The sequence below is a fragment of the Cupriavidus sp. PB-02 genome, from assembly GCF_058252315.1.
In genome coordinates, this window is record NZ_CM177695.1 from 2,107,918 (window position 1) to 2,128,646 (window position 20,729).

Below are 20,729 nucleotides of genomic sequence, written 5' to 3' on the forward strand. Positions count from 1 at the left end.
ATACATGCGCTTGCCGTCAGGGCATACATTGAAGTGGTACAAAGTTGCGGCGCACAAACTGGCGCGGAAAGAATTCGTCTCGGGTTCTTGCAACCACCTTAGGAGGTGAGAAAAATGGTAAGAACGTTCTTACTGCTCGCTGCGGCGGGTGCGGCGCTTAGCGCCGGGGTGGCCTATGCCGGCATCGGGGCGCGAGATGTCTACACCGACGGCGCCAGCGTGATGGGGCCGCGAGATCCATATACCGATGGGGGAAAGACCACCAAGTTTGACGTCTATTCAGATGGTGCGAGAGTCACGGATAGGCGAGACGGGTTCACCGATGGCGCATGAATCACCAACCGCGATGGACTGGTTGACGTCAGTATGTCAGTAAGTAAGCAACTACAGAAGGGTCCCCAATAGAACACAGTGGTCGGGCGTACAGGGTACCCGGCCACAAACCAGCACCTCCCCCGAGTAACAGCCTCGGGGGATTCTTTTTTTTGCAGCGACTCGTTAGCTCCCGAGCCACGCTGTTGCATAACTGAAACAGATAGTGCAGAGCGCCAAGCCACCTGCCCGCAGGTGGCTTTTCCTTCAAAGCTAAGGCGCCTCCTCGAATTGGCGGGGGCGCCACTGGAACGCCTTGAACAGCCAAGCCATCAGGACAGCGGCGGCAAGTGCCATCATGGCTAAGCCGGCCGACTCCTGCTGGTTGGAAAGATAGACACTACAGAGCTGCTCAGGCGTCGACTGGTATAGCAAGCCCGCGACAAATGTCATCCACGCCCAGTTAAGCACAAAGAACGCCTGCACGATGATGCCGGCACTACGCCACGATAGCCCGCCAAGCACGCCGGCCAGGACCATACTGCCAACCTTGCCCATGCCGGCACTCGGACTGAGCACCGCACTGTCTAATGCCACGGGTAGCATCCAATAGCCCAGAATCAACGCTGAGCCGGCAAGACCCGGAATCCCGAACGCATTCCAGCGCTCCAACGCATGGCGCATTGGTGCCCGGCATAGGACTGCGGCATGAAACCCGACTGCAAACAATAGTGGCAACTCTATCGCCATGTGCCGCGCCATCGATGCTTCCAGCCATGGGCGCAGTAGCGCGGCGGCGCTGAGCATCATGCCAGGCAACCACGGCAGAAGCCGGACATACATAGCGTGGTCACCCTTTGAGTGCGGAGGCAATCTCGGCCAGGGCGAGATCCGGTCGGGCAACATCGTAGGCACGGACAAGGTGTCCGCTCGCATCCACGAGGAATAGCGCAGTATTGTGGGAGTAACCTCCAAGCCCGTCGGGCAGGACAACGATGCCAAACTCACGCAACGCTGACTTGATCTCGGCCGGATCCGTGACAGTGGCAAAGCGCCAGTTTGGGGCATCGGCCTGCATTCTGCGCGCGGCAGCGGCCAGCACAGCCTGCGTGTCCCGCCTTGGATCAAAGCTCAGCGTGAGGAGCCTGACCCGGTCATCAAGCCCTCTCGCCTTCAGCTGCTGCTGCAGGTAGGAGAACTCGGCCAGCGTCGAGCGGCAGACAGTCTGGCACTCAATGTAGACCCATAGGACAAGCGTGAGCTGTCGGCCTCCCCTGTCGAGCGCTGATAAGCTGAAGGTTGAGCCTTCCTGGTCGACCAGCTTCACGGGAGGCAACTCCCGCGGGGCGCGGGCAATCTCGATTCGGCGAAGTCCGTCACTGGTGACAGCCGAAAAGCCGGCCGTCGTCGCCCAGTACGCAGCGATACCCAGAACAATTACCGCGAGCAGCGCGACGATCGTTCCCGACAACCCGGGCTTCGAGATCGCCTGGTTCACCTGGCGTCACCCTGCCCGCCTTTACCAGCGACGAAGGCTCGCAGCTCGGCCGCCCCGTTCCATTGGGCCTTCTGGTCAGCCGATAGCTGCCGCGCAGCCGCCAACGCATCGGGCTCGACCGCTGGAGCGCTATTGCCCCAATTCGACCGGACGTAGCTCAGGACCGCAGCGAGCTCATTATCCGCGAGTTGCGCGCCGAACGCCGGCATCGAGCCGCTATAGGTCTTGCCCAGGACTTCAATTTCACCGGTCATCCCGTGCAGGACGAGCTGTACCAACGGCCCGGGGTCCCCGGTGACCCATGGCGAGCCTGCCAGCGGCGGAAAGACGCCGGGCAAGCCCTGCCCGCCGGCCTGGTGGCAGGCTTGGCAGTTGGCGGCATACACCTGTGCGCCATCGACACGACCAGTCGACTTGCCTCCCGTTCCGACAAGTGCCGACGCAGGCCGCTGGTCACCTAACGCGCTGCTCTCATCGGGACGAGCGATGAGAATATAGCCGACAGCCCACAAGACCATGCCGCAAACCAGGCCCAATACCACGCGTGGCACCGGATTGTATTGCTCATGCGGATCGGAATGCTCGCCGCGGCGGATATCTTCAGACGTCATTGCATAACCTCTTTCACTTCGCGTGCTCCGAACTGGCCGCAGGGGGCTTTATCCTGGTTGCATTCGCAGCATCCTCCGGCGTGAGCACCGCGTATGTGTGGTTCAGGGATTGCAGATACGCAACCAGGTCCATGGCCTCAGGACGAGCGACTACCACCTTGTCATATGGCGCAACGCCTGGCGGCAAGGACACCACTCGCTCACCCTTCGCGACCGCAGACTCGTCCTTGACCTCGAACAGGAAGGGATAGGCCGGCATGATGCTTTCCGGCACATACGCCCTCGGCTGAAACAAATGCCCGAGATGCCAGTCGGCGCTGGGTTGCCTGGCGCCAATGTTGAACAGGTCAGGCCCCGTACGCATCGTGCCAAGGAGCGGGGGATCGTCGTAGTGATAGTCTGCCGCTACCGAGGGGCGCCCCCAGCCTCGCCTGGCATCAGCGCGGCCGGCGCCTGTGCTGCTGGGCTGCTGCGTATGGCAGGCGATGCAACCGTTCGCCATATAGACTTCCCTACCACGCAGTTCGGCACTGGTATAAGGCTTCAGGTCCTTAGGAGCAGGCACATCCTTCAGTTGCAGGAACGGTGTCACCACCATCGCCGCGGTAGCGAGCGACAGCGTCACCATTGCCCCGCCCACCAGTTTCAGTTCGTTTTCCATTTCTATGCTGCCGAATGCAGGGGTTTCTGCTCGTTCTGCGTGAAGACACCGGACGGAAGCGCGAACAAGACCATATGCGTGGCAAACACGAGGTGTCCGAGCGTCATTAACGCACCACCAATCGAGCGGCCGTATAGCCACGGCAGCGTGACCGTCACCGATTCGAGGAACGGCTGGTCCGGATTCAACAGCGACAGCCCCTGCAGGACGCCGCCGATGCTTAGCGTAACCATGTAGACGGTGAACCCGGCCACCACGAGCCAAAAATGCAACGCAATCAGCCTGGGATGCGGCCAGCGGGTATCCAGGATCCGCGGCAGTGCGAAATAGACACCACCAAAGATAACCATCGAGACGAACCCGTACATACCCAGGTGGGCGTGGGCCACTGTGAAATGGGTGAAATGCGTTATGGCATTTAGACTCCGCAGCGCCTCGAAACTGCCCTGCAACGAGGCCAACGTGTACATAATCGCGCCAAAGACGATGAAACGCAGGGTTGGCGAATGGCGCAGCGCCCCGAAGTTCCCCTTCAATGTCAGGTGCTGGTTCAAGGAGAAGGAGACCACCGGGATGATCATCATCACACTCTGCACAATGGACAGGGTGATGAGCCACTCAGGAACCGGGCCGCCAATCAGATGATGGGCGCCCACCTGACCATAGAAGAATGCAAGGGTCCAGAAACCGAGTAGTGACAAGTTGTAGGATTGGACTGGCTTGCCAATGACCTTTGGCAACAGGTAGTAAATGGTTGCGAGAGACAGCGGCGTATAGAAGAGGCCAAGCACGTTATGGCCAAACCACCAATTCATCGTCGCCTGCTCTACCCCGAAGTGGACACCTGGGATCTTGGCCACGATATAGAGAACGGGGAACCAAAAGAGGGCCGCTCCCATATACCAGACCGAAACGTAGAGATGATGTACGTTCCGGCGTTGCAGCATGAAAACCAGCGGAAGGCCAATCATCATTCCACCGACCGCAAACAAGCCACCGATCTGCCATGGGATTTCCAGCCACTCCATCCCGGCGCTCAGACCTGCAGCAATGGCACCAAGGCCCGCCACCACCCCGGCATTCCAGACAATCGCGCCAAAGATCGCAAAGCGCCCGCCAACCAGGGGCGTACGCAGCAAGCGCGGCATCATCCAGATAGCGAGGCCAAGCAGCCCCATCGGCGCCCATCCGTAAGCCACGGCATTCAGGTGAATGGTGCGCAGGCGCCCGAACGTCATCCATGCGCTGTCTGTAAGCAGGTCAGGCCAGTGAAGCTTCATCGAGCTGAGCAGACCAGCTGCAGACGCGACAATTAGCCACACCACCGAGGACATCAACATGATGAACGCTGGAAAGGCGCTCGACCGATCCGCGCTCTCGCGCAACGCCAGGTCTTCCCTGGAAACCCCGGTCGTTGCATGATCGCGGCGTCCCACATTGCGCTCGAGGGCATCATGCTGTGCCGGATCGGCAGCGGGTTCCTCGGGAACGCCAATCTCATTGGCCGAGAAGATGACTTTCGCCGCGTTGGTGTCAAGATCAAACAGGCCGCGCCGCAGTGACCATATGAAGGAAAAGAGGCCCACGATCGATAGAACGAAAGTGGCCAATAGCAAACCTGTGGGATTCATGAACTTCTACGCTCTCTGCCAGGACGAATGTCAGCCGTTTGTCGGCGGACGGTACGCGGCTATGCTATGCGGTCATTTCACCGGGCGAAAGACGCAGATGCGGGAAAAAAGAGCGGAGCAGATTCACGGATCGCAATCGCTGGCATGGGGCTTTCATGGCGGCCCGATGAGGACGACCGGATCCGGTTCCTGCAAGACGCGCATGAGCATCTGATACGCTGCACACACGTCAAACGCCACTCCGGCAGTCTTCCGCACATACAGCATACGAATTCAGATGAGCAGCATGAAGCGATATGAAACCCTTGCGTCCGACATTGCGGAGTCCATCCGCAAGGGTGTTCTCAGGCCCGGCGACCGGCTACCGTCCGTCCGGCACTGTAGTGAAAGTCGTGGAATCAGCCAGTCGACTGTCTTTCAGGCTTACTACCGGCTGGAGGCGCAGGGGCTCGTTCGTGCCCGGCATCGTTCCGGGTATTTCGTCGCCGCAGGAGACACAGCGATTCCTCCGGAACCTGAGACCGCGCCGCGACCGCTTGAAGAGGCGGTGTCCCCGGATGTAAGCGAACGTGTCTTTGAGGTCATGGAGTCCAGCTTGGCAAGAGATCTCGTGCCCTTTGGCTCGGCGTTTCCCAGCCCACTGCACTTTCCAATGACGCGGCTAGGCCAGGTCTTCGCCTCCAGCGTACAGAAACTGGACCCATGGAGCAGCGTTGATGACCTGACGCCTGGGAGCGCACGCCTTCGCCGTCAGATTGCGCTTCGTTATCTGGCAGATGGCCTGCAGATTCATACCAACGACATCGTCATCACCAACGGCGCGCTGGAAGCGCTCAATCTGTGCCTGAGTGCGGTAACCCGCCCTGGCGACGCCGTTGTCGTGGAGTCCCCCACGTTCTCTCCGGCCTTGCAGGCGCTGGGGCGCCTGGGCCTTCATGCCATCGAAGTCACAACACATCCACGCGAAGGCGTCGATCTCGACGCCTTGCAGCAAGCCCTGGAGCGGCACAGACCTAAGGCTTGCTGGCTCATGACAAACTTCCAGAATCCGCTCGGCAGCCTCATGCCAGACGAAAAGAAGCGCGCATTGGTCGAGTTGCTCACGCGATATGGCGTCCCGCTCATTGAAGATGACGTGTTCGGCGAACTGTACTTCGGCGCCAACCGCCCCAAGCCGGCCAAGGCATTCGACACGGCCGGCATCGTGATGCACTGCTCGTCCTTCTCCAAATGCCTGGCACCGGGATACCGCATCGGTTGGACCGCTCCCGGCAAGTTTGCACGCAAGGTTGCGCGCCTTAAGCTGGTGACAACGTTGGCTTCATCCGCGCCAGCCCAGGAGGCCATCGGTTCCTATCTCGAAAAAGGGGGATTCGACAAACACCTCCGGCGCCTTCGTGAGACTTTGAGCACTCAGCAAAGCTGCTTCGTGCAGGCTATCAGCGAGCATTTTCCGGCAGGGACAAAAGCAACTCGCCCGGCTGGGGGGTACCTGCTGTGGGTCGAGCTCCCCCGACACGTTGATGCCCTTGATATCCACCGCCAAGCGCTGTCGCTAGGGATCAGCACAGCACCAGGTCCCATCTTTTCCGCCAAGCAGGAATTCCGCAACTGCTTGCGACTGAACTACGGGCATACATGGGATGCTCGTTCCGAAAAGGCCCTCATCACCCTTGGACGACTGATAGCCGCCTACGGTCATTAAGCCAGGAGTACCAGTTGGCGATCAAACCGCCATACCAGTTTCCCGCACGCGACAGAGGGGCTGAACTGCGTCGCGCCAAATCGTTTGATTTTGCCGAAGCGCCCCTCTGATATGCAATTTCGGCGATCGCCTGATCCTGTTCTCTGCCGGACTTCCAGCGTACGCTGAACATTCAATGGGCGTGTGTCCAATCTCACGCCTGGAGGAAAATCATGAACGCTCGCGCTGACGATCCCATGCTCAATCGCAGTCACATCACAGGCAGCATCCCTGCGTTAGTTACGCCGATGAAGGACAACGGGATGCTGGACATTCCCAGGCTTCGAGCCCTGGTTGACTGGCATGTCAACGAAGGTACATCGGCATTGGTCGTCATGGGGTCAACAGGTGAGTCAGCGACCCTCGACATGGATGAGCACTGCACGACGATACGTGAAGTGGTTACATACGCTGCGGGGCGATTGCCCGTCATCGCAGGCACCGGCGCAAACTCGACCAGCGAAGCTCTTGCTCTGACCAGGTATGCAAAGAGCGCGGGAGCCAGCGCCGCCCTCTCGGTTACCCCCTACTACAACAAACCGACACAAGAGGGACTCTTCCAGCATTACCGCAAGCTCGCGGAGAATGTTGAAATTCCACTCATCATGTACAACGTGCCAGGTCGCACCGGCGTTGATTTGGCCGAGGATACGATTCGGCGGCTTGCCGAGGTTCCAGGAATCGTAGGGCTTAAGGACGCCACCGGAGATGTCGCTCGCTGCGCCAGACTCATTCATACGTTGCCTGAGACCTTCTCCGTGTATAGCGGCGACGATGAGACTGCGGCTGCGCTGATCTTGCTCGGGGCAAGGGGAAATATTTCCGTTACTGCCAACGTCGTTCCCCGCTTGATGCGGGAGCTCTGTGATGCCGCCATGAACGGAGACGTAGCCATGGTGAGGCTCATCTCCAGGAAGATCTACCTCCTGAATCAAGCCATGTTTGTCCAGTCAAATCCGATTCCCGTGAAGTGGGCGCTAGCCAGGATGGGGCGAATCGAGGGAGCGTTGCGCCTGCCCTTGACTCCGCTTGGCACTGAATGGGAGCCAGTCCTCTCTCGTGCGCTGGCTCATGCTGGTGTAGAGCTTCGCGCGGGGTAAGCCCCCGTGTCGCCTGCTGCGACGGTCTGGAGAGCAAGGCCTCTCAGGGACCAGCCTACGCGACGTCGCCCCATCACGCTCCCCAACGAGAAGCATGCTCTGCCAACCCACCCAAGCCGGCTCCGCGTCTGACGACATGTGGTCTGCCATTGCCGAACTATCGAGTGAGCAGTTGCATACCATTGTCGATATATCTCTCACTCCACCCAACCCTCTGACAGATCTTGCCTCATTCAGAGACCACGTTCTCGGTATCTTCGAGAACGTCGCAGGCTTCGAGTCAACGCCGCCTCCGGAATCCATCATGAATAAGCTCTGGACAACATATCGGCGCACACCAGTCGTGCGCTCTGGCCCCACACCAGCGAGGTAAAAGGACGCAAAAAGGCCGCGTGAACCGCTGGCCAGGAACTGCACGAAACGACGGCTAGGTCAGCCTCCGGCTTTGGCTAGCTCTGCGATTCGTTGGCTAACCCCCAGGAGGGTAAGTCTGCTGGCTTTTGGATCATGACGGACTCCTTTGTCGAGAAATTGTCAGGAGTCCGGTCGAGGGGGGGAACTTCAACTTCAGCTTGAGTCCGTCGCCAGAAAATGCTGGACGACTCATAAACATATGATGTCAATTCCCCCATAGGCTTCAGGTCGGCTTGCGCAGGAATCCCTGGTTGCCACCGTTACGATTGGGCGCGAAGCCATTGCGCTGAAGCGTCTCTTCCACGGTGTCGTAGAAGACCCCGATCTGCATGATCTCTCGCGCCTGTTTCGCTGTCGCGATGGGACGACCAAATTCGCCGGAGATACGAACCAACTGCTTGATCTGCTCGACGGAAGACATCTTTCCCGTGCGGGTCTGGTTCCAGAGTACATCCTCGATACCGCACCGCACATGCAGGCCCAAAGCGATGCCGATCATATTCACGGGCAGCACATTCAGCACCGAACTCTCCACCGTAACCACCGCTCCGTCTGGCGCAGCACGCAGGAAGTTGGCCAGGTTGTAGATGTTCGCTTGATCCATGCCGCCGCTGATAGCCACCCAGTTCATCACCAGTGGCCCCTTGTAGACGCCGCGGCGAATCATCCGCTCGATCGTTTCAAAGCTATTGATGTTGTAGCACTGAAACTCACTTTGGATTCCGGCGGCCGTCAGGCGTCGAATGTGTTCCTCGGCCCAGCTGGGATTCGAGGGGACGATCATGTCCCTGTAGGTGGAATAGAGGTGCGGGAATCCCCGCGAAACGCCCTTGAAGTCATCAATACCAGCATGCTCTGTGACATTCATCTGCGTAGTGTTGACGGTCACCGTCACCTGGTCCGGCTTCGGATCGAGTTCGGCCAGCATATGCCGCGTGTCGTCGCTAAGCCATTTGGCGGCTTGGCCCTCTTCCGGCGCGAAGCTGATCGAGCCACCCACCTGGATGATCATTTCCGGCACGCGGGCGCGCACCCCGGCGATCAGCTCATTGAACATGGACAGGCGCTTGCTGCCCTTGCCGTCGGGTTCGCGCACGTGCAGATGCAGCACGGTGGCACCGGCTTCGTAGCAATCCACCGCCTTCTGGATCTGGTCCTCCATGGTGACAGGGATATCTTCCGGGAAATCTGAGGGAATCCAGCCCGGCGCATAGGGAGCGGCCGTAATGATCAGAGGCTGCTGGTTCTCGGGATACAGGTGGCCGTCAAGGAAGTTCATGAGGATGGATCTCCAAGTTGTAATGTGAATATTGAGAATGCCGAACTAGGAGTGAATCATCTGGCCTCGCACCAGTTCCCGCTTTACATTGGATGTCTCGAACTTAACTCTTCATGACAACAACGCACCCCTGTCCGTTGAGCCACCCGCAAGGCACATACCGCCCGTCAACCTGGAAGACGACTCACGCGAGCAAAATGGAAGGGAGGCACCTTCCCTTACCGACCCCTCGACGGTTGGGAGAGATAGGATGCGTTCAGGACGCGGGATGCCAGTTGTGGAGGCGCAGCTCGTCGATGGTGCTGTTCAAGTGGGCAGGCAGGCGGGTCAGCGCGTCGTTGAGGAACGCACACGAATCGCGCCCGCTGAGCTGGGCTGATTGCCCCAGGCTTATCACGACCGCAGCGCGCTGACCGGCCGGTTCGCATCCCGCGAACCCGTACACAACTTGGCTTCGCCTAGGGTAATGTTCTGCCCGCCCGCGGAGGTGTCGTCTGTCGGCGCACTGTTCCGCGTGTGTCCCGGCTTTCCTTGGGGCTGCAACCAAATTGCGCGTGATACCAGCGCGAGAATCCGCTCGGCGCGGAAAAACCGAGTAGGGTCGCCACCTCTGTCAACGGACGATCGGTCTCGATGACGTGACGCGCGGCGAGTTCCGTGCGGATATCGTTAACGACCGACGAGAAGGTCTGTCCCTCTTCTGCCAGCCGGCGCTGGACCGTGCGGCACACCATGCCCAGGTGTTCGGCCACCTGCTCGATGCTGCAACGCCCGCTGGGCAGCAGCAGCAGGACAATGCGCCGAACGTCCTCAAGCATTGTCGCCTGCTGCAACATGGTAGAGGCGTCTATCAACTGCTGCGCGTAGCGCGCCATGGCCGGATCGGCAGCCGGGTTGCGTGCATCGAGATCGGCCTTCGCGCAGATGATGCAGTTGAAGTCATAGTTGAACTCGACGCACGGGCCGAAAAACCGCTGGTGCACACTAAGGTCGCGTGGCGCCGGGTGCTCAAAGCATACACGCCCCGGCTCCCAGTCGGGCTTGTGGAGCTGGCGTATCAACCGCACCATTACGCCTAGCGCCAGTTCAACCCGTTGACGCGTGGGCTCATGTGCATTGCCGGCCATTACCACTTCGCGAATAATGACCAGGTCGCCGCACTCCTCGATCGCCAGCGACAGCGCACCGTTAAGCAACGCTTGATAGCGCATCAGCATCTGCAGCGAGTCGCGCAGCGTCGCCTGGTCGCGGATCAGCAGTCCTACCGGCCCAAGATTGGACAACAGGCGCGACTCGGCCATGCACAGCCCGAAACTCTCGTTGCCTGACATGATTGCGGACGCCTGAAGCAGTCGTCCGACACGCTCCACAGGAATCATGAGGTCCGGCTCGCGCAGCACGCTGGGACTTAACCCCGCGTCAAGGAGCATCCGCACCGGATCCAGTCCGGCGGCTCGGGCAACCTCGCTGTAGTTTGTGAGGGCCGCAGCGCGGACAAGTGACGACATGGGAAAATTGCGTAGAGCTTTGACACCGAATGATAAATGCCTGTCACGTATTGTCAAGCGGGAGCCATCTGCAACATCCAAACTCGCCAGGATCGATCAGCCTCATAGAACACAGGAGACAACGTTCATGAATCAACGCCTGAAGGCGGCACCCGCAGTGGTCCGCGCAGCATCTCTGAGCAGCTCGATCCGGGTCGAGCCCCTCACTTGCACCATCGGTGCAGAGCTCAGCAACGTCAACCTGGGGGCAGCTGCCGAGGACGACCAACAGATGGCAGAGATCCGGTCGCTGCTCCTGAAGCATCGTGTGCTGTTCTTCCGCGACCAGGACATCACGCGCGCGCAGCACGTGGCCTTTGCGAGCCACTTCGGCCAGCTGGAAGACCATCCAGTGGTGGGCAGCCACCCCGACTACCCGGGACTGGTTCAGATCTACAAGACTCCTGACAGTCCTCCCGAACGCAACGAGAATTCCTGGCATACCGATGCCACCTGGCGCGAAAAGCCTCCGCTGGGCTGCGTGCTGCGCTGTATCGAATGCCCGCCTGTGGGCGGCGACACAATGTGGGTCAACATGGTCGAGGCTTATAACCAGTTGCCCGAAGAGATCAAGACGAAGATCGCGTCCTTGCGTGCGCGCCACAGCATCGAGGCGAGCTTCGGCGCTGCGATGCCGATCGAAAAGCGTCTTGCACTGAAGGCTCAGTACCCCGACGCCGAGCACCCCGTGGTGCGCACCCATCCGGAAACCGGAGAGAAGGTGCTATTCGTCAACGGAAGTTTTACGACGCACTTCACCAATTACAACGTGCCGGCCAACGTGCGCTTCGGGCTGGACAAGGCGCCGGGTGCCAGCAATTTGCTTAGCTATCTGGTCAGCCAGGCCAACATCCCCGAATACCAGGTGCGTTTTCGCTGGAAGAAAAACAGTGTTGCGTTCTGGGACAACCGTTCAACCCAGCACTACGCGGTGATGGATTACCCCCCGTGCCACCGAAAGATGGAGCGCACCGCGATCATCGGTGACGCGCCTTACTGAAAGCTGGACATGACCTCTACGATACCTACCGTTCTCATCGTCCCTGGCCTGCGTGACCATGTATCGGAACACTGGCAGACCCTTCTTGCGTCGAAGCTGCCTTGCGTGGTCTCAGTCGCCCCGCTTGAGCAAGACAAGCTGAGCTGCGCTGCCCGGGTCGATGCGATCGATCGCGCTCTGGCCGACATCGAGGGGCAGGTCATCATCGTGGCGCACAGCGCAGGCGCGATGATGATCGCCCATTGGGCGGCCCGAGGCGTCACACGGAACATCGCCGGCGCACTGCTCGCTGCACCCGCGGACCTCGAGACGCCCATGCCCCCAGGCTACCCGACGACCGACACATTGCGCGACCACGGCTGGCTGCCGATCCCTCGCGGCAAATTGCCGTTTCCGAGCATCGTTGCGGCAAGCAGCAACGATCCTCTGACGCGTCTCGATCGCGCCCGTGAACTGGCCCAGGCGTGGGGAAGCCGCTTCGTCGAACTCGGCGAGGTCGGGCATCTAAATCCCGCTTCCGGCTATGGCGAGTGGCCGCGGGCGGAAGCGTTCATTCGCGAACTCTCGTGATCGACCCACGGCCGAGTGCCACCGGCCGGGAAAAACGACAGGGTCCTGCGGGAATTCCGGACGACAGGCCCCTACGGGCGACCCGGCCAGACGCAATGACCACGTTTCGTATGCTTACCTTACGGACGCGCCGCCCTCTCCATGCATCCGGTGCATGGCCGCTGATCTGATTTCCGCCAGAAGCCAGCTGGGAGGAAAGCCCGCCCCCCTCCCTTCTATGAGCACTGGTTTGTCAAGTTCCTTTGGAGCTAGCCGACCAAATCTTCCTACGTGCGGCGTAGTCTGAAGCCGTCTGTTGTGCGCGCGTCAGACGTGACGTCTGACCACCTTCTATCCGCCGGCGCTTGGCCAGCCTCATCCTGCATGCGCATTACGCCGGAATCATCAACCAGGAACATGCCCCATCTTGATAAATCGGTTGCATCAGCAACCCGGGAGGAGGACGGGCATGTTCACCTCAGACCGTTTGTGCTTGCGTAGTTGCCTGACCGGGCCGTTACCTCTTTCCTGCAAGCTTTTAGGAGGCCTACGCCGACTTCAGGCGTGCGCCATTGGGAATCTCACCGTCTTTCAGATAGCGCCACAGCGCAATAGCCAGTCGCCGTGCGACTGCAACGATCGCGATGCGCCGAGCCCGCCGGTTTGGTCCCGTGCTCTGGGTGCGCTCGTTGAACCAGCGCGTAAGTGCACTGTCGGGCTGGTAACGCAGCCAGCACCATGCCATCTCGACCAGTAACGCGCGCACTCGTCGGTTGCCCTGTTTGCTGATGCCCTGGTCGACCTGGCTCTCGCCGCTGTCGTAGAAGGGCTGGGGCACCAGGCCCGTACAGGCCCCCACTTGGCGCCGGTTGCTGAACTCCCTCCAGAACAGTTCGAGCGCGAGGCGCGACGCGCCCACTTCGCCAATCCCTTTCAGGCGCGCCAGGTCATCGCGTCGCTGGCGCGCGGGGGCGGGCAGGCTTGCCTGTCGCGTTTTCTCCAGCTCCGCGAGTTGCTGCTGCGCCAGCGCGAGCCGTTCGCACTCACGCAGCAGCCGCCCGCGCATTTCGGGCGACAACGGCGCGCCGTCGTGACACTTCACCTCGTCACGGGCGAGCCGGCCGGCGAAGTGCTTGTGATCCACCTCATCCCAGCAGCCGAGCGTGGCCAGCAGTTTTCGCATCCGGTCGCAGTGCTGCAGCACTTCCTTCTGCAGTTGCCCGCGATCGCGCATCAGGTGCCGCGACGCTTCGTCCTGCGGCGATGGGACGTGAACCACGTGCATGCGGTCGCGCTCGCCACGTAGCCATGCGCGCAGGTTGATCACCAGCTTGATGGCATCGAGCCGGTCGGTCTTCGCGCGTCGCTTGTGGCGTTCGACGGGAATGCTGGCTGGATCGATGACGTAGCACTCGATGCCGCGCCCCTGAAGCGCACGACAGATCCAAAATCCGTCCTGGCCGGCCTCGTAGCTTACGACGACGCGCACACCTGCTGGCAGCGACCACTGGTCCTTGTGCTGTTCGATCAGGTCCAGCACCGCCTGCAGACGCGCTACGGCTTGCAGCTGCGCGACCGTATGCACCGCAGGCTGCTCGCGGTGCCCGTCGTGTAACGCGACCTTCCACTTCGCGGCCGCCAGTTCGAGCGAGACCGCCAACACGTCCTCGATACTCGTGTATGCCTGATCTGTACGCATGACGCTATCTCCTGTGAGCCAAGCACGACACGCTGATTCTAAGCAGGCTTGTCCCCCTGTCTCATAGGATCTCGATATGAGGAACTCGCCGGTTGGCCGATGCCGCATACGCTGACGGAGGATTGCGCAAAGCGCATCGGAGGTGCCGTGGCAAGTTCGCTCAAAGTATCTTCATATTATTCCGGCTGGTAGTTAATGGACTTCAGCAGCGCGGCCTGTTGCTGGTATGCCTGCTTCAGGTCCGCCATCATCTCTTCCGAGGTGGCGGCATCCCCCTGCTCCATGCCCATATCCTTGATGCGGTTCTGCACTCCGGGTTGCTTGAAATACGCCAGCGTCGCCTCGCGGATTTTTTGCTGGACTGCCGGAGCGACATCCGGGCGGGACCAGACGGCGAACCAGCCTGCTTGCGCCAACTGCGGGTAGCCGAGCTCCTTGAACGTAGGCACATCCGCCAATGCGGCAATCCGGTTTGGATAGGCCACCGCAATCGCCTTGATCTTTCCCGCCTTGATCAGCGGCAATGAGGTCGTCACCCCATCGAACATCAGCGGCACATGGCCGCCCATCAGGTCGTTCAATGCCGGAGGAGAGCCCTTGTAGCCAACATGCCGCATTGGCACATGGGTGAGTTGCCCGAGCAGTATGCCCGAGGTGTGGCCCTTCAATCCCGCAGCGTAAGAAGCGAAAACCAGCCCTTCCTTTTGCGATTTTCCGTAGTCCACCAACTGCTTCAGGTTGGAGACAGGCATATCCTTGTTGGCAACCAGCACCAACCCCGTGCGGCTGATCTGGGCCAGGGGCTTCAGGTCGGCAAAGGGCTTGTATTGGACCTTGTAGGCCAACGGAGCTTCGCTCACGACGCCGCCCTGGATGACCAGGAGGGTATGACCATCCTTGCCGGTGGACTGCAAATCGCTGATCGCCAGCGCCCCGGCGGCACCGGGCTTGTTTTCTACGATAACCGGCTTGCTCCATGTCTTCTGCAGGCCTTCCGCCAGCAGCCGCGCCAACGCGTCGGCGCTGCCGCCGGCAGGCCCCCCCACCACCAGGCGGATCGGCTTGCTTGGCCAATTCTCCTGGGCCTGAGCCACGGGCATCCCACCGACGACCCCAACACCGATCGCCAAGGCGTATCCGCGCCACCAGAAGTGATTGGTCTGCTTCTTCATGTCTGTACCTTATGATTGCTACGCTTTGCGTGTTTAGAAAGATTCATTGGTGGGCAGTTCGCGCACTTGTCTCTGCGCGCGGATGACATCGAGTCCAGCACCTCCGGCCCTTCAGTCTTTTCGAATCTGATGACTTGCGCCAATACTGTGGGGCTTGGTGATACATCCACCTTTTCTCCATTCTCGGAGCGCCCCGCGTCAGCCGGCTTGACCGATCACGACAAGTTGTTGTCGATTGGCGCCAACAGAGGGAAAACCCTGCTCGCTGTATCGGACACGCGGCGACGGGGTCTTGAGGTGATCGGCTCAAAGTCGGAAGAACGGGACGCTTACGTTCACGGGGCCTGCCGTTGGCATCAAAAGGTGGGTCTAGGACGCCCGGCCATTGAATGTCTGAGTTCCGAGTTTCACAAAAGCTCGTACCGCTGGCGATACTTCTCGACGCCTGTAAGCCAGCGCCAGGTGCACTGAGAGTCTAAAGTCGGCGATCTGTTTGTAGATGACACCTGGCTGGGAGAAGTTCTGCATAGACTCCGGCACGATGGCCACTCCGTATCCCGCGGACGCCAGGCAAATTGCAGAGATGAAATCCTGGACGCGATATTCCAGATGAGGCGTGAACCCTCCGGTTTTGCCCAGGGCGGATAACGCCGACCCGAATCCTTCCTCCTCTGCAAACTGCGGCACGATGAACGATTGATCGGCCAGCGCGCGCGCTGGAACCGTCCCTCGGCTTGCAAGGGGATGGCTTCCTGTCATGGCAGCCAGCAAGCGCTCAGTCTGCACGACCTTTGTTATTACGCCAGCCGGATTGAGCCGTCTGGGCCTGACGATTCCCACATCAATCTGTCCATCGCTGAGCGCTTCGAGCTGTCTCGGCGTTTCCATTGGCATGACTTCGAGCCGGACCATCTCGTGTGACTTCCGAAACTCGCTCAGCAGCATCGACAGCAGGCCGCTGCTTACGCCCGATGCCACATAGCCGACACGGATGACGCCAGCCAGCCCTCTGGCAGCCAGGCGTCCGACCTGGTCGGCTCGCTCAATATGCCGCAACGCAGCGACAGCCTCGGCATGGAACAAGTGCCCCGCATCGGTAAGTGACACCGGCTTCCTTTTGTTCCGGTTCAAAAGCGTAACCCCCAAATCCCGCTCAAGGCGTTGGATTTGGGTGCTGAGCCCTGATTGTGCGACACCCAAGCGATCCGCCGCCTTCGCAAAGTGAAGCTCTTCCGCCACGGCGAGGAAGCACTGCAACTGGCGAACGTCAATCATCGATTTAATCCAGATTTCGGAACAAAGATTACATCTTTATATCTGGATCATATCAAAGAATCCGGATGAAATAGCGCCATACACCATCTCGGAGAACCATCGATGAATGCCCCGCTTCCTGCGGCATTGCTTGCCGGCAATGACGAATCCCGTTTCCAGTTGTCTGCCCACCCGGATCACCATCGCATCCTGCATGTGGCCGTTGAGCGCGATGCCCTTCTTGGGTTCCTGCATGACGTACGCAAGGTCGATGTGCAGAACCTCGAGTATGTTCCCTTCATGCGCCACGAGCTCGCGAGCGCACTCGCGAAGCATGTCGGCGAGGACTTTGCTACAACCATCAACGGCATCGTGAAGGACCGGCAGCACGGTGGCTTCACGGTAGGACTCCAGGGACTGACGGCGGATGCCGACGATTTCGTTCGCTTCGGCACCGCCGTTGGGCACCTCTTGGGCCCAAGCAACCACGATGCGATGTCGGGCACTTACTATGCCCGCTTCGTGGTCAGGCACACGGACAATAGCGACTCCTATTTGCGCCAGGCCTATCGACTCTTCACGATGCACACCGATGGCACCTTCGTTACCGAAGCGACGGACTGGCTGTTGATGATGAAGTTTGCAGAACAGAATGCCATTGGCGGCGAGTCCCGATTCCTGCATCTGGACGACTGGGAAGAGCTTAACCAGTTTGTCAGTCACCGTCTCGGAACGCAGCCTTTCCTCTACAAGGCGCCGGGATCCAAGAATGTCAGCGATCAGGTCGAGCGCCCGGTCTTTTTTCAGAACGAGTTTGGGTTGTCGCTGTCATTCATCGATCAGTTTGTACAGCCGCGCAATCGCGAGGAGGCAGCATTTCTCAACGCCCTGTCGACTTCCATGGAGGCCTCGTCGGGGACAAAGGAAGTGTCGCTGCCCGTCGGCGATCTGGTTGTCCTGAATAACTACTTCTACGTCCACGGGCGAGCGCCGTTCGAAAAGAATGAGGCGCTGTTCCGTGAACTGATGCGCCAGCGCGGCATGTTTGCCTGATCGCTCAATGGGATCCGGCGCGGCTGGCAGTGACAGCGGTTGGGCCTGTTAGACTCTTCAAATCAAGATGACATCTCGAACAGAAGTTACAGAAAGCCAGGTCGCTCCGAGCGCTGGAATACCTGCCAAGCCTGCCTATGGCGCCAACCGTCAGATTCATCGACGACTACGCCCTATCCTCTCGCTTGCCGATTTTGAAGTCGCCGCAAAGAGGGCGCTTCCGCGCCCGATCTTTGGCTATATTGCCGGCGCCGCGGAGGATGGAAAGTCGCTAGCCGTGAACAGGACGGCATTCGACAAGGTCAAGTTTCGTCCCAAGGTCCTTGTCGACGTCTCGGGAAGGTCGCAAGCGACCGAGATCTTCGGGCAACGTTATGCTTCTCCCTTTGGCATAGCGCCCGTCGGAATCAGTGCGATTGCTGCCTACCGTGGTGATGTGGTCCTGGCGCAAGCGGCGCGGGAAGAGCAGATACCCGCAATCATGAGCGGCACGTCCTTGATCCCGATGGAGGCCGTTCACGCTGCGGCGCCAGGCACGTGGTTTCAGGCCTACCTGCCGGGTGACGCCACCCGGCGGGACGCCCTGATTGAGCGGATTGAAGCGGCCGGGTTCGCTACGCTTGTCCTTACGGTCGACATTCCCGTCTGGGCCAACCGGGAGAATAACGTCCGTACTGGCTTCTCTTTGCCTTTGCGACCGTCTGTCCGTTTGGCGTTCGATGGCGTGTCCCGACCGCGTTGGCTGGCGGGGACGTTCGCCAGAACACTCCTCTCGAGTGGGATGCCGCATTTTGAGAATTCCTTTGCGACTCGCGGCGCACCGATCTTGTCGGCCTCGGCTATTCGCGACACGACGGGGCGTGATCACCTGAATTGGACGGACATCGAACGAATCCGGCAAAGATGGCGCGGCAACCTGGTCATAAAGGGCATTTTGCATAAGTCCGACGCCGAGCGCGCTGTCGCCCTGGGCGCCGACGGCATCATTGTCTCGAATCACGGCGGCCGCCAATTGGACGGTGCCGTGGAACCGCTTGCTGTATTGCCGGAAATCTGTGAAAGCGTCGCGCACAAGACAACCGTCATGATGGACAGCGGTATCCGGCGAGGCGGTGATGTTCTGAAAGCGTTGGCACTGGGCGCCCGCTTTGTCTTCCTGGGGCGGCCTTTTGTTTACGCTGCGGCCATTGGAGGAGCCGAAGGCGTTCGCCACGCCATCACTCTCCTGCGCGATGAAGTCGATCGAAACATGGCTATGCTTGGCGCGCAGACCCTCGCGGATGTGAACAATTCCGTCATCATCTAGCCCAATCCGTCATTGAAACGGGACCGGACGGATTCGCCCCGGTGGATCGTCGTACTTCCACTTGATTGACCTGGGCTTCTTGTTGTGCTGACGGATATTGCGACGCGCTGCGAGATGGCGTCGAGTATGAAGATACGGGTGCTGCGTACAACGATGAGCGCCAGCGGCAGCGGGTCCTGAACAACCTGACCCGACTGCCAAATCACTGGGCTACGTCTTGCGGAGCCAACGAGCCAGACGGCTCGAGTTTCCCAGGAGGGGGAACACTCAGATCACGAAAATGGACGAGCCCGTGGTCTTTCGAGCCTCCAGGTCCCGATGTGCCTGCGCCGCATCCTCCAAGGCATAGCGCTGATTGATCTCGATGCGGATACGGCCCGCCGCCACGTGGCCGAACAGCTCTTCGACCAGTTCCGCCTTTTCGGCAGGATCGGCGATATAGTCGGCCAGGCCCGGGCGGGTCAGGTACACCGAGCCCTTGCGGGCCAGAATTTGCGGATCGAACGGCGGGATTGTGCCGGAGGCGGTACCCACGCAGACCATCAGGCCACGGCGCTTGAGGGAGTCCAGCGAGGACATGAAGGTCGCCTTGCCCACGCTGTCGAAGACCACGGACACACCCACTCCGTCCGTCAGTTCCCGCACGCGCTTGGCCACGTCCTCATGGCTGTAGTTGATCGTGTGATCGCAGCCGTGGGCGCGCGCCACTTCGGCCTTGGCATCGGTAGAAACCGTGCCGATCACCGTCAGCCCCAGCAGTTTGGCCCATTGCGAAACGATAAGGCCAACACCACCTGCCGCGGCATGCAGCAGCACGGCGTCGCCCGCCTTGAAGGGGTAGATCCGGCGCACCAGGTAGGCGGCGGACAAGCCCCGCATGGTCATGGCCGCCGCGGTTTCGCAACTGATTGCCTCAGGCAGCTTGATCAGCGGTGCGGCAGAGATCAGCCGCTCAGTGCTGTAGGCGCCCAGCGTGTTGATGAAGCCCGTGTAGGTCACACGGTCGCCGACCGCCAGATGAGTTACGCCGGCACCGACGGCCTCGACTACGCCGGCGGCTTCGTTGCCGAGGCCGCTGGGCAGCGGAACCTGATAAGTACCGCCGCGGAAGTAGGTGTCAGCAAAATTCAGGCCTACGGCCACATGGCGGACGCGCACCTCTCCCGGTCCCGGCTCACCAACGCTGACGTCCTCAAAACGAAGGACCTCGGGCCCGCCTGTTTCGTAAAATTTAACGGCTTTCGCCATGTCTTCTCCTATTTTCTATCAAGTATGGACAGTTCACCTGGGCATGCCGCTTGAGCTCACCAAAGGACGACCCAGTTGTGGGACACAGTTGATCCGGCTGCAGAAGATTTGCCACAGGCGGTCCGACCAAGTCCGAGTGCCGTTCGCGACGATTAAATCATCTGCCCTGGCGCTATTTTCTGCTTTACCTTGCACGCCTTGAACTTTCCTTTTTATGACAGTAATCCGCGTCGTCAAGGACACCGGATCCCCGCTTGCACGTGGACGACAAGCGTGAAGCGTCGTCGTGAATTCTGGAAACACCAATTGGGTATTTTCAACAATTGAGTTCTGGCAGGCGCAGCCAAAGTTGCTTGTTGTCCATCACGACTTCATAGGTGGGGATACGCATGCTCGCGGATGCCGTGCACTGGCCGTTGCGGATGTCAAAGCGCAAGCCGTGTGCAGGGCAACTGATAATGTGCTCAACACAAGGACCTCCGGCCATGGAGGCTCCCGCATGCGGGCAACTGTTTTCCATGGCAAAAAACTGGCCGCCAACATTGAACACGATTGCCGACGGACCGTCTTGCAGGAAGACCAGTTTGCGTGCGCCCGGAGCCAGTGACTCCGGAGGCCCGATCAGAATCCAATTGGAATCAGGCATTGGCT

The 20,729-nt window shown here is 60.0% G+C and carries 19 protein-coding genes; 7 read left to right on the top strand and 12 right to left on the bottom strand.

Going from position 1 to position 20,729, the window contains the following annotated elements; all coding sequences use genetic code 11:
- Positions 1–114: 114 nt before the first annotated feature.
- On the top strand, positions 115–333 hold the full coding sequence (locus tag AC10V3_RS30340; protein WP_022539076.1) for a hypothetical protein: 219 nt from the start codon (positions 115–117) through the stop codon (positions 331–333).
- A 252-nt stretch (positions 334–585) separates the two neighbouring features.
- Here AC10V3_RS30340 and AC10V3_RS30345 read toward each other — a convergent pair whose 3' ends face one another.
- The 5 genes from AC10V3_RS30345 to AC10V3_RS30365 are packed head-to-tail and all read right to left on the bottom strand — an operon-like array spanning position 586 to position 4,713.
- A complete protein-coding gene (locus tag AC10V3_RS30345; RefSeq protein WP_349607010.1) occupies positions 586–1,122 on the bottom strand; it encodes a DUF1404 family protein in 537 nt (178 codons plus the stop codon).
- Between the two features lie 40 nt (positions 1,123–1,162).
- A complete protein-coding gene (locus AC10V3_RS30350) occupies positions 1,163–1,810 on the bottom strand; it encodes an SCO family protein (protein ID WP_022539078.1) in 648 nt (215 codons plus the stop codon).
- On the bottom strand, positions 1,807–2,421 hold the full coding sequence (locus AC10V3_RS30355) for a c-type cytochrome (protein WP_022539079.1): 615 nt from the start codon (positions 2,419–2,421) through the stop codon (positions 1,807–1,809). Before AC10V3_RS30355 ends, AC10V3_RS30350 begins: the two co-directional genes overlap by 4 nt.
- A gap of 13 nt (positions 2,422–2,434) precedes the next feature.
- A complete protein-coding gene (locus AC10V3_RS30360) occupies positions 2,435–3,082 on the bottom strand; it encodes a cbb3-type cytochrome c oxidase subunit II (RefSeq protein ID WP_022539080.1) in 648 nt (215 codons plus the stop codon).
- A gap of 2 nt (positions 3,083–3,084) precedes the next feature.
- The gene (locus tag AC10V3_RS30365; RefSeq protein ID WP_022539081.1) at positions 3,085–4,713 is read right to left on the bottom strand and encodes a cbb3-type cytochrome c oxidase subunit I; all 1,629 of its coding nucleotides are present in this window, start codon (positions 4,711–4,713) and stop codon (positions 3,085–3,087) included.
- Positions 4,714–4,999: 286 nt separating this feature from the next.
- Between AC10V3_RS30365 and AC10V3_RS30370 the strand changes: the two genes are divergently transcribed.
- Positions 5,000–6,418 (top strand): aminotransferase-like domain-containing protein, encoded by a 1,419-nt coding sequence (locus AC10V3_RS30370; RefSeq protein WP_490924325.1) that lies wholly within the window; start codon positions 5,000–5,002, stop codon positions 6,416–6,418.
- Between the two features lie 212 nt (positions 6,419–6,630).
- Positions 6,631–7,557: a 4-hydroxy-tetrahydrodipicolinate synthase gene (gene dapA / locus AC10V3_RS30375; RefSeq protein ID WP_022539084.1), complete on the top strand. Its 927-nt coding sequence runs from the start codon at positions 6,631–6,633 to the stop codon at positions 7,555–7,557.
- A gap of 637 nt (positions 7,558–8,194) precedes the next feature.
- On the opposite strand, the gene AC10V3_RS30380 is transcribed toward dapA, so the two are convergent.
- Both AC10V3_RS30380 and AC10V3_RS30385 read right to left on the bottom strand, forming a co-directional pair.
- Entirely contained in the window at positions 8,195–9,250 is a 1,056-nt protein-coding gene (locus AC10V3_RS30380) for a beta-keto acid cleavage family enzyme (RefSeq protein ID WP_022539087.1), read from the bottom strand.
- A gap of 458 nt (positions 9,251–9,708) precedes the next feature.
- Positions 9,709–10,758 (bottom strand): AraC family transcriptional regulator, encoded by a 1,050-nt coding sequence (locus tag AC10V3_RS30385; RefSeq protein WP_022539089.1) that lies wholly within the window; start codon positions 10,756–10,758, stop codon positions 9,709–9,711.
- A 127-nt stretch (positions 10,759–10,885) separates the two neighbouring features.
- On the opposite strand from AC10V3_RS30385, the gene AC10V3_RS30390 reads away from it, so the two are divergent.
- A complete protein-coding gene (locus AC10V3_RS30390; protein WP_022539090.1) occupies positions 10,886–11,797 on the top strand; it encodes a TauD/TfdA dioxygenase family protein in 912 nt (303 codons plus the stop codon).
- A gap of 9 nt (positions 11,798–11,806) precedes the next feature.
- Complete coding sequence (locus AC10V3_RS30395) at positions 11,807–12,367, top strand: RBBP9/YdeN family alpha/beta hydrolase (RefSeq protein WP_490923867.1); 561 nt, start codon at positions 11,807–11,809, stop codon at positions 12,365–12,367.
- Positions 12,368–12,893: 526 nt separating this feature from the next.
- Here the strand turns inward: AC10V3_RS30395 and AC10V3_RS30400 are convergent.
- The 3 genes from AC10V3_RS30400 to AC10V3_RS30410 all read right to left on the bottom strand — a co-directional run bounded on the left by AC10V3_RS30400 (position 12,894) and on the right by AC10V3_RS30410 (position 16,492).
- On the bottom strand, positions 12,894–14,045 hold the full coding sequence (locus AC10V3_RS30400) for an IS110 family RNA-guided transposase (protein ID WP_490923868.1): 1,152 nt from the start codon (positions 14,043–14,045) through the stop codon (positions 12,894–12,896).
- 176 nt (positions 14,046–14,221) lie between these two features.
- A complete protein-coding gene (locus AC10V3_RS30405) occupies positions 14,222–15,217 on the bottom strand; it encodes a Bug family tripartite tricarboxylate transporter substrate binding protein (RefSeq protein ID WP_022539093.1) in 996 nt (331 codons plus the stop codon).
- Positions 15,218–15,586: 369 nt separating this feature from the next.
- Positions 15,587–16,492, bottom strand: coding sequence for a LysR family transcriptional regulator (locus tag AC10V3_RS30410; RefSeq protein ID WP_022539094.1), 906 nt, complete (start codon positions 16,490–16,492; stop codon positions 15,587–15,589).
- 102 nt (positions 16,493–16,594) lie between these two features.
- Between AC10V3_RS30410 and glaH the strand changes: the two genes are divergently transcribed.
- Positions 16,595–17,524 carry a glutarate dioxygenase GlaH gene (glaH, locus tag AC10V3_RS30415; RefSeq protein ID WP_022539095.1) on the top strand — a complete coding sequence of 310 codons (930 nt, stop codon included), beginning with the start codon at positions 16,595–16,597 and terminating at the stop codon, positions 17,522–17,524.
- A 67-nt stretch (positions 17,525–17,591) separates the two neighbouring features.
- Positions 17,592–18,830: an alpha-hydroxy acid oxidase gene (locus tag AC10V3_RS30420; protein WP_022539096.1), complete on the top strand. Its 1,239-nt coding sequence runs from the start codon at positions 17,592–17,594 to the stop codon at positions 18,828–18,830.
- A gap of 267 nt (positions 18,831–19,097) precedes the next feature.
- Here the strand turns inward: AC10V3_RS30420 and AC10V3_RS30425 are convergent, their stop codons facing one another.
- A complete protein-coding gene (locus AC10V3_RS30425; protein WP_490923869.1) occupies positions 19,098–20,078 on the bottom strand; it encodes a quinone oxidoreductase family protein in 981 nt (326 codons plus the stop codon).
- Between the two features lie 316 nt (positions 20,079–20,394).
- The gene (locus tag AC10V3_RS30430) at positions 20,395–20,724 is read right to left on the bottom strand and encodes a Rieske (2Fe-2S) protein (protein WP_022539098.1); all 330 of its coding nucleotides are present in this window, start codon (positions 20,722–20,724) and stop codon (positions 20,395–20,397) included.
- Between the last annotated feature and the right edge of the window lie 5 nt (positions 20,725–20,729).

Excerpts from the sequence above, each read along its gene's own strand:
- AC10V3_RS30340 (WP_022539076.1), top strand. The coding sequence starts at position 115 with ATGGTAAGAACGTTCTTACTGCTCGCTGCGGCGGGTGCGGCGCTTAGC.
- AC10V3_RS30345 (WP_349607010.1), bottom strand. The coding sequence starts at position 1,122 with ATGATGCTCAGCGCCGCCGCGCTACTGCGCCCATGGCTGGAAGCATCG.
- AC10V3_RS30355 (WP_022539079.1), bottom strand. The coding sequence starts at position 2,421 with ATGACGTCTGAAGATATCCGCCGCGGCGAGCATTCCGATCCGCATGAG.
- AC10V3_RS30360 (WP_022539080.1), bottom strand. The coding sequence starts at position 3,082 with ATGGAAAACGAACTGAAACTGGTGGGCGGGGCAATGGTGACGCTGTCG.
- AC10V3_RS30365 (WP_022539081.1), bottom strand. The coding sequence starts at position 4,713 with ATGAATCCCACAGGTTTGCTATTGGCCACTTTCGTTCTATCGATCGTG.
- AC10V3_RS30370 (WP_490924325.1), top strand. The coding sequence starts at position 5,000 with ATGAAGCGATATGAAACCCTTGCGTCCGACATTGCGGAGTCCATCCGC.
- dapA (WP_022539084.1), top strand. The coding sequence starts at position 6,631 with ATGAACGCTCGCGCTGACGATCCCATGCTCAATCGCAGTCACATCACA.
- AC10V3_RS30380 (WP_022539087.1), bottom strand. The coding sequence starts at position 9,250 with ATGAACTTCCTTGACGGCCACCTGTATCCCGAGAACCAGCAGCCTCTG.
- AC10V3_RS30385 (WP_022539089.1), bottom strand. The coding sequence starts at position 10,758 with ATGTCGTCACTTGTCCGCGCTGCGGCCCTCACAAACTACAGCGAGGTT.
- AC10V3_RS30390 (WP_022539090.1), top strand. The coding sequence starts at position 10,886 with ATGAATCAACGCCTGAAGGCGGCACCCGCAGTGGTCCGCGCAGCATCT.
- AC10V3_RS30395 (WP_490923867.1), top strand. The coding sequence starts at position 11,807 with ATGACCTCTACGATACCTACCGTTCTCATCGTCCCTGGCCTGCGTGAC.
- AC10V3_RS30400 (WP_490923868.1), bottom strand. The coding sequence starts at position 14,045 with ATGCGTACAGATCAGGCATACACGAGTATCGAGGACGTGTTGGCGGTC.
- AC10V3_RS30405 (WP_022539093.1), bottom strand. The coding sequence starts at position 15,217 with ATGAAGAAGCAGACCAATCACTTCTGGTGGCGCGGATACGCCTTGGCG.
- AC10V3_RS30410 (WP_022539094.1), bottom strand. The coding sequence starts at position 16,492 with ATGATTGACGTTCGCCAGTTGCAGTGCTTCCTCGCCGTGGCGGAAGAG.
- glaH (WP_022539095.1), top strand. The coding sequence starts at position 16,595 with ATGAATGCCCCGCTTCCTGCGGCATTGCTTGCCGGCAATGACGAATCC.
- AC10V3_RS30420 (WP_022539096.1), top strand. The coding sequence starts at position 17,592 with ATGACATCTCGAACAGAAGTTACAGAAAGCCAGGTCGCTCCGAGCGCT.
- AC10V3_RS30425 (WP_490923869.1), bottom strand. The coding sequence starts at position 20,078 with ATGGCGAAAGCCGTTAAATTTTACGAAACAGGCGGGCCCGAGGTCCTT.
- AC10V3_RS30430 (WP_022539098.1), bottom strand. The coding sequence starts at position 20,724 with ATGCCTGATTCCAATTGGATTCTGATCGGGCCTCCGGAGTCACTGGCT.